Here is a 6,909-nt window from a genome sequence, read left to right as displayed (position 1 = left end):
GGTCGGCGAGGCGCTGGACTGGTGGCGGGTCGAGGAGATCAAGCCGGGTGAGCTGCTGCGGCTGCGGGCCGAGATGAAGGTGCCGGGAACCCGGACGGTCGATGCCGGACAGCCGCTCCGCCGCCCGCCCGACGAGCCGGGGCGCAACCGGTTCGTCCCTCGCGGCGTACGGCGGAGGTCTGGGTCACACACCAGCCAGCACGGCCTCCACGTCCACCCAGGACGACGCGGCAGCCGAGCGCTCCACCGCGTCGAGGACGAGCTGCACCTGCAACGCGTCGGCGAACGAGGGCGTCGGGTCCTGTCCGGTGGCGATCGCCTCGATCAGGTCCCGCATCTCGTGGGTGAAGGTGTGCTCGTAACCGATCGGGTGACCCGCCGGCCACCACGCCGCCATGTACGGGTGGTCCGGCTCGGTCACCAGGATCCGGCTGAAGCCCTGCTCCGCGCTGGGCAGCGCGGCGTCGTAGAACTGCAGCTCGTTCATCCGCTCGAAGTCGAACACCAGCGAACCCAGCGAGCCGTTCAGCTCCACCCGCAGCCCGTTCTTGCGGCCGGTGGCGAAGCGGGTCGCCTCGTACGTGGCCACCGCTCCCCCGTCCAGCCGGGCCAGGAACAGCGCCGCGTCGTCCACGGTCACCTGACCGCGGCCCGAACTGCCGTTGCCCTCCGCCGACAGCCCGGCCGCCGCGGTGGGCAGCGGCCGCTCCTTCACGAAGGTCTCGGTCAGTGCGCTCACCCCGGTGATCGACTGGCCCGTGACGTACTGGGTCAGGTCGACGATGTGGGCACCGATGTCGCCCAGCGCGCCCGAGCCGGCCACGTCCCGGCGCAGCCGCCACACCAGCGGGAACTCCGGGTCCACGATCCAGTCCTGGAGGTAGACCGCCCGCACGTGACGGATGGTGCCGATCCGGCCGTCGGCCACGAGCTGCCGCATCAGCGCCACCGCCGGGACCCGGCGATAGTTGAACGCGCACATCGCCCGTACCCCCCGGGTCTGGGCCTGGGCCGCGGCCGCGGCCATCTCCCGGGCCTCGGCCACCGAATTGGCCAGGGGTTTCTCGCACAGCACGTGCTTGCCCGCGGCCAGCGCGGCCAGCGCGATCTCGCGGTGGGTGTCGCCCGGCGTGCAGATGTCGACCAGGTCGATGTCGTCACGCTCGACGACCGCGCGCCAGTCGGTGGCGTGCCCCTCCCAGCCGAGCTTGACCGCCGCGGCCGCGACCTTGTCCTCGTCGCGGCCGCACACGACCGACATCCGTGCCGACAGCGGCAGGTCGAAGGCGTGGTTCACGGTGCGCCATGCCTGTGAATGCGCGGCGCCCATGAACGCGTACCCGACCATGCCGACCCGCAGCTGCCCCATGTGATCTCCTTCTACGCCGAAGTGGACGGACCGCTCAGAAGCCGAGCTTGGCGTACTGGGCGGCGTTCTCCTTGGTGATCGTTTCGGAGGCGAGGGTGATCTCCTTGGGCACCTGGAGCTCCACCAGGTCCGACATGCCCTTGTTCTGGCCGATCAACCGGGCCAGCGAGATGGCCGACGAAGCCATCGACGGGCTGTAGGTCACCGTCGCCTTGAGGGGGCCGTTGTCGGCGGCGATCGCGTCCATGGCCGCCTTCGAGCCCGCGCCGCCGACCATGAAGAACTCCTTGCGGCTGGCCTGGTTGATCGCCGCGAGCACGCCGATGCCCTGGTCGTCGTCGTGGTTCCAGATGGCGTCGATCTTCGGCAGGGCCTGCAGCAGGTCGGTCGCGGCCCGCTGGCCACCGTCGGCGGTGAAGTCCGCCGGCCGCCGGTTGGCGACCTTGAAGCCGAAGGACGCCAGCGCCTCGACGAAGCCCTTCGACCGCTCCTGGGTCAGCTCCAGCGAGTCGATGCCGGGGATCTCGCCGATGATCGGGTTGGTGACGCCCTTGGCCTTGAGCTGCTGCCCGATGTAGGTCCCGGCGGCGATGCCCATACCGAAGTTGTCACCCTTGATCTGCAGCCGGTACGCCGCCCGGTCCGGGAAGGCCCGGTCCAGGTTGACCACCGGGATGCCGGCCTTCATGGCCTCCAGGCCGGTGGCGTTGAGCTCCTTGCCGTCGTGCGGCAGCATCACCAGCACGTTCGGCTTCTGCGCGATCAGGGTGGCCAGGGCGGCCCGCTGGGTCGCGGCGTCCGCACCGGCCTCGACGGCGCGCAGCTCCACGTCCTTGTACGCCTGGGCCTGCGCCTTGGCGTTGTTGGTGATGGCCGCGATCCAGCCGTGGTCGGCGGCCGGCGCGGAGAAGCCGATGACCACCTTGGTGCCCGGGGCGGCGTTCGGGTTGGAGTCCTCGTTGCCGGTGTTGACCTGGGTGTTCTCCTCCGGCGTGTTGCTGGTGCAGGCGGTGAGCAGGGCGCCGGCGCCGACCGCGGCGCCACCGAGGAGGATGCGGCGGCGGGACAAGTTCGACATGTTTTCTCCAGGGGTGACCGGGCGGCCGTCACCGGTCGCCGTGGGGTTTGTGGGGTAGGTCAGCTCTTGGTACGACCCAGGAGTTGAGTGAGTGACTTGTAACGGAACTGCTGGACCAGCACGGCCGCGACGATGATGGCGCCCTTGACCATGTTCTGGGCCTCGGTGGAGAGATTGTTGATCGCAAAAAGGTTGGTGATGGTGGAGAACACCAGCACGCCGAACAGCGCGCCGATGATGGTGCCGCGGCCGCCACTGAGCAGCGTGCCACCGATGATCGCCGCGGCGATCGCGTCCAGTTCGTACAGGTTCGCCATGGCGGCCTGAGCACTGGTCGCCTGGGACGTCAACATGATCGCCGCGATGCCGCAGCAGAGGCCGGACAACGCGTACAGCAGCACGGTGTGGAACTTGACGTTGATGCCCGCCAGCCGGGCCGCCTCCGGGTTGCCGCCGACGGCCACCGTGCGGCGACCGAAGGTGGTGCGGTTCAGCAGCACCCAGCCCGCGGCCACGACCAGCGCCAGGATGTAGACCAGCACCGGGATGCCGAGCCACCGGGTGCTGGCGATGGAGTTGATGGTGGTGTTCGCCGACACCTGGGTCTGCTTGCCGGAGATCTGCGCCGCCACACCGCGGGCCGCGACCATCATGGCCAGCGTCGCGATGAAGGGCACCAACCGGCCGTACGAGATGAGCACGCCGTTGATCAGCCCGACCACGATGCCGACCACCAGGGCGGTGAAGATCATGCCCAGGGTGCCGTAGCTCTGCGTCGCCAGTGTGGTGGACCAGACGCCGGCCACCGCGATGATCGCGCCCACCGACAGGTCGATGCCACCACCGATGATCACGAACGTCATGCCGACGGTGACCACACCGATCGCGGACGCCTGCTGCAGGATCGTGAAGGTGTTGTTCTTGACCCAGGTGGCGTCGCCGTACAGCTCGGGCCGGGTGACCGCACCGATGATCACCAGGATCACCAGCACCCCGATGAGGCCGAGGTTGCGGCGCAGCGGCTCGGCGCCGTCGCCCTTGAACCAGTTGCCGCGCGACCGGGCCTGGCCGGTCGCGGGCGGTGGCGGCTCAACCGGCGGACTCTGCGCCGGCAGGCTCGCCTTGGTCGTCTGATCGGTCATGCCGGCTCCCCTTCCATCAGAGATCCCGCCATGACGAGATCAAGAACAGTGGCTTCGTCGATCTCGCTCGCGGGCGCCTCGTGGATCAGGTGCCCCTCGCGCATGACCAGCACCCGGTCAGCCAGACCGAGCACTTCGGGGACCTCGCTGGAGACCAGCAGCACACCCACCCCACGGGCGGCGAGATCCGCAATGACCTGGTAGAGCTCGGCCCGCGCGCCGACGTCCACGCCCCGGGTCGGCTCATCGAGCAGCAACAGCTTGGTCCCGCCGAGCAGCCACCGCCCGACGACGACCTTCTGCTGGTTGCCGCCGGAGAGCGTGCGCACCGGCCGGCTCACGTCCCGCGGACGCAACTCCAGCGCATCGGCGGTCTCGGCCGAGGCCGAACGTTCCTTGTCGACATCGGTGAAACCACCGCGCGCGTAACCGCTGAAGGTGGCCAGCGTCATGTTCCGGTAGATCGGCTCGTCCAGCAGCAGAGCCTGGCTCTTGCGCTCCTCCGGGGCCATGCCCATGCCGGCCCGGACCGCGGCCCCGATCGACGTGATCCGCTTACCGTTGAGCGTGACAGTGCCGCTGTCCGCCCGCCGGGCCCCGAAAATCGTCTCCAGCAGCTCCGAACGCCCCGACCCGACCAGCCCGGCGATCCCGACGATCTCCCCCGCCTTGACGGTCAGCGACGCATCGGCGAACTCCCCGGCCCGGGTCAGCCCCTCCACCTGCAACAGTGGCGTGGTGCCGGTCTTGACCTCGCGCGGCGGGAAGACGTACTCGATGGTCCGACCGGTCATCCGGCTGACCAGCTCCCGCGTGGGCGTGCTGCGGGCGGGCAGATTGGCGGCGGTGGTCCGGCCGTCCTTGAGCACGGTGACCCGGTCGCCGATGTCGCGGATCTCCTCCAGCCGGTGCGAGATGTAGATGACCGCGATGCCCTGCGCGGTCAGCTCGCGGATGATCCGGAAGAGGTTCTCGACCTCGTCATGAGCAAGCACAGCGCTGGGCTCGTCCATGACGATCAGCCGGGCGTCGTGCGAGAGCGCACGGGCCATGCTGACGATCTGCTTGCCGGCCGCGGGCAGCGACCGCACCAGGCGGCGTGGCGAGATGTGCTCATGGCCGAGCCGGGCCAGGATCTGCCTCGTACGGTGCGCGGTGGACCCCCGCCGCAGGAAACCGGCGCGGCTCTCCTCGTGCCCCAGGAAGGCGTTCTCGGCGACGGAGAGATCGTCGACGAGGTCCAGCTCCTGGTAGATGGTGGCGATCCCGGCCCGCATGGCGGCCTGGGGGCTGGCCGGGGCGAAGGGCTCCCCCAGCCAGGTGATGCTGCCCTCGTCGGCGTGGTGGACGCCGGCGAGCACCTTGATGAGCGTGGACTTGCCGGCGCCGTTCTGGCCGAGCAGGCAGTGGACTTCGCCGGCCCGGACCTCGAGCTGGACGCCGTCGAGGGCGCGGACGCCGGGGAAGGTCTTGACCACGCCGTCCAGGCGGAGGACTACCTCGCCGACGCCGTCGCGTTCGCGCTGCTCGGTGGCGGTTGCGGGCGAGCTTTCTGCGGCCGTGCTTCCGGTCGCTGCGCTTCCAGCGGCCGTGCTTCCGGTCGCCGCGCTTCCGCCGGGCGTGCTTCCGGCGGGCGTGCCATTTGCCGAGCCGGCGGCCTCGTTGGCTGCCGATGCCTTGCTTCCGGCAGACGTGCCGTTGGCCGGCCCGGTGGCCGGGCTTCCGGTGGCCGGGGTTTCCGGCGCCGGGACTGCGGTGGGCCGGTCGTCGCGGGCCGGTTCGGGGGCGGTCATGACGCCTGCTCGAAGGCCGTGTCGCTGGCCAGGACGGCCGCGCCGCTCACGCCCGCGCGGGCGCCGAGCTCGCTGAGCACCACCGGCAGGTTGCCGGTGGCCAGCGGTAGCGAGCGCCGGTAGACCACGCTGCGGATCTCGGCGAGCAGGATGTGACCGAGCTGGGCGAGCCCGCCCCCGATGACGATCATCGACGGGTTCGCGAAGCTCACCAGCGTGGCCAGCGTCGCACCGACCCGGCGACCACCGTCGCGGATCAACCGGATGCAGGTGACGTCGCCCTCCGCGGCGCCGTCGGCCACATCCCGGGCGCCGATCTCGCCGTTGGCCTCGAACCGCTCGGCCAGCGCCGGGGACTCGCCGCTGCGGGCCGCCGCACCGGCATCGCGAGCCAGGGCGGCCCCGCTGAACAGTGCCTCGAGGCAACCGGCGTTGCCGCAGGAACACATCGGCCCGTGCGCGTCGACCTGGATGTGGCCGATGTCGCCCGCGCAGCCGTCGACACCCCGGTAGACACCACCGCCGAGGTGGATGCCGCAGCCTATGCCCGTACCGATCTTGACGAAGAGGAAGTCGTCCACAGAGTGGGCGACCCCGCCGTGCCGCTCCCCGATGGCCATGATGTTGACGTCGTTGTCCACGACGGCCGGGCACCCGTGCTCGCGGGCGAGCAGCTCACGCACCGGGTACCGGTCCCAGCCGGGCATGATCGGCGGCGACACCGGCACCCCGTCCCGGAAACTCACCGGCCCGGGCACCCCGATGCCGACGGCATCGAGCCGGTCGAAAGCACCGTCGGTGCGGGCCTTGGCGAGCAGCTCATTGACCCGGTGCAGGATGACTTTCGGTCCGGACCGGATGTCAGCGCTTTCGCGGTACGCCGCGACGGGCTCGAGCCGCCCGTTGGTCACCTCGACATCGATGGAGCTGGCGCCGAGATCAACAGCGGCGAACCGGAGTCGCGGCTGCAACTCGACAAGAGTGGAACGCCGGCCACCCCGCGAAGCGGCCATCCCGGCCTCCGCGATGTAGCCCGCGGCGACGAGCCGCTCAACCTCGGCGAGCAGTCGGGGACGGGTCAGATCGAGCCGATCACCGAGCTCGGCCCGAGAGATCGGACCCTCGTCCCGCAACAAGCGCAACAAGCGCAAATGGGGGGCGTCGACGACATGCACGGGCACCTCCGGCCGTTCACACCGCCGAAACGGGACGGTGTCACGACCGTCACACTAGGGCCCTTCCGGTGGGCTCGTCCATACCTTCTCGATGATCACCACAAACTTTTGTCGCCTGATTCAAAAGTAACTGCATCCGCCGCCCTGGACAGTAAGCCATCCGGAGCGTGCCCGTCGACGCACAGAATGCTGCCCGGGTGCTGCCGGATGGGGGATCTGCTCTGCGGGCAAGGACGAGGAAGTGACTCAGGGTCAGGGTCCCGGGGTTTAGGCCGGCGGGTGCCATCGAACCGGGCTCGAGCGAGCGCCGGGACAGTCCCGGTTTGGGTCGGCGGCAGGCGCTCGCGCGCCG

The 6,909-nt window shown here is 70.2% G+C and carries 5 protein-coding genes; all 5 read right to left on the bottom strand.

Annotated elements, in window-relative coordinates; translation table 11 throughout:
• Positions 1–184 precede the first annotated feature (184 nt).
• The 5 genes from AB0C29_RS26480 to AB0C29_RS26460 are packed head-to-tail and all read right to left on the bottom strand — an operon-like array spanning position 185 to position 6,557.
• Positions 185–1,369 (bottom strand): Gfo/Idh/MocA family oxidoreductase, encoded by a 1,185-nt coding sequence (locus AB0C29_RS26480; RefSeq protein ID WP_360825268.1) that lies wholly within the window; start codon positions 1,367–1,369, stop codon positions 185–187.
• Positions 1,370–1,403: 34 nt separating this feature from the next.
• Complete coding sequence (locus tag AB0C29_RS26475; RefSeq protein WP_360825265.1) at positions 1,404–2,447, bottom strand: substrate-binding domain-containing protein; 1,044 nt, start codon at positions 2,445–2,447, stop codon at positions 1,404–1,406.
• Positions 2,448–2,506: 59 nt separating this feature from the next.
• The gene (locus tag AB0C29_RS26470) at positions 2,507–3,589 is read right to left on the bottom strand and encodes an ABC transporter permease (protein ID WP_360825262.1); all 1,083 of its coding nucleotides are present in this window, start codon (positions 3,587–3,589) and stop codon (positions 2,507–2,509) included.
• The gene (locus tag AB0C29_RS26465) at positions 3,586–5,382 is read right to left on the bottom strand and encodes an ATP-binding cassette domain-containing protein (protein WP_360825258.1); all 1,797 of its coding nucleotides are present in this window, start codon (positions 5,380–5,382) and stop codon (positions 3,586–3,588) included. Before AB0C29_RS26465 ends, AB0C29_RS26470 begins: the two co-directional genes overlap by 4 nt.
• Positions 5,379–6,557, bottom strand: coding sequence for an ROK family transcriptional regulator (locus AB0C29_RS26460; RefSeq protein ID WP_360825255.1), 1,179 nt, complete (start codon positions 6,555–6,557; stop codon positions 5,379–5,381). Before AB0C29_RS26460 ends, AB0C29_RS26465 begins: the two co-directional genes overlap by 4 nt.
• Positions 6,558–6,909: the final 352 nt, after the last annotated feature.

The sequence above is a fragment of the Actinoplanes sp. NPDC048791 genome, assembly GCF_040650095.1.
GTDB lineage: Bacteria > Actinomycetota > Actinomycetes > Mycobacteriales > Micromonosporaceae > Actinoplanes.
The sequence above is the reverse complement of the archived record's forward strand: the minus strand, read 5'-3'. Positions and strand labels throughout refer to the sequence as shown.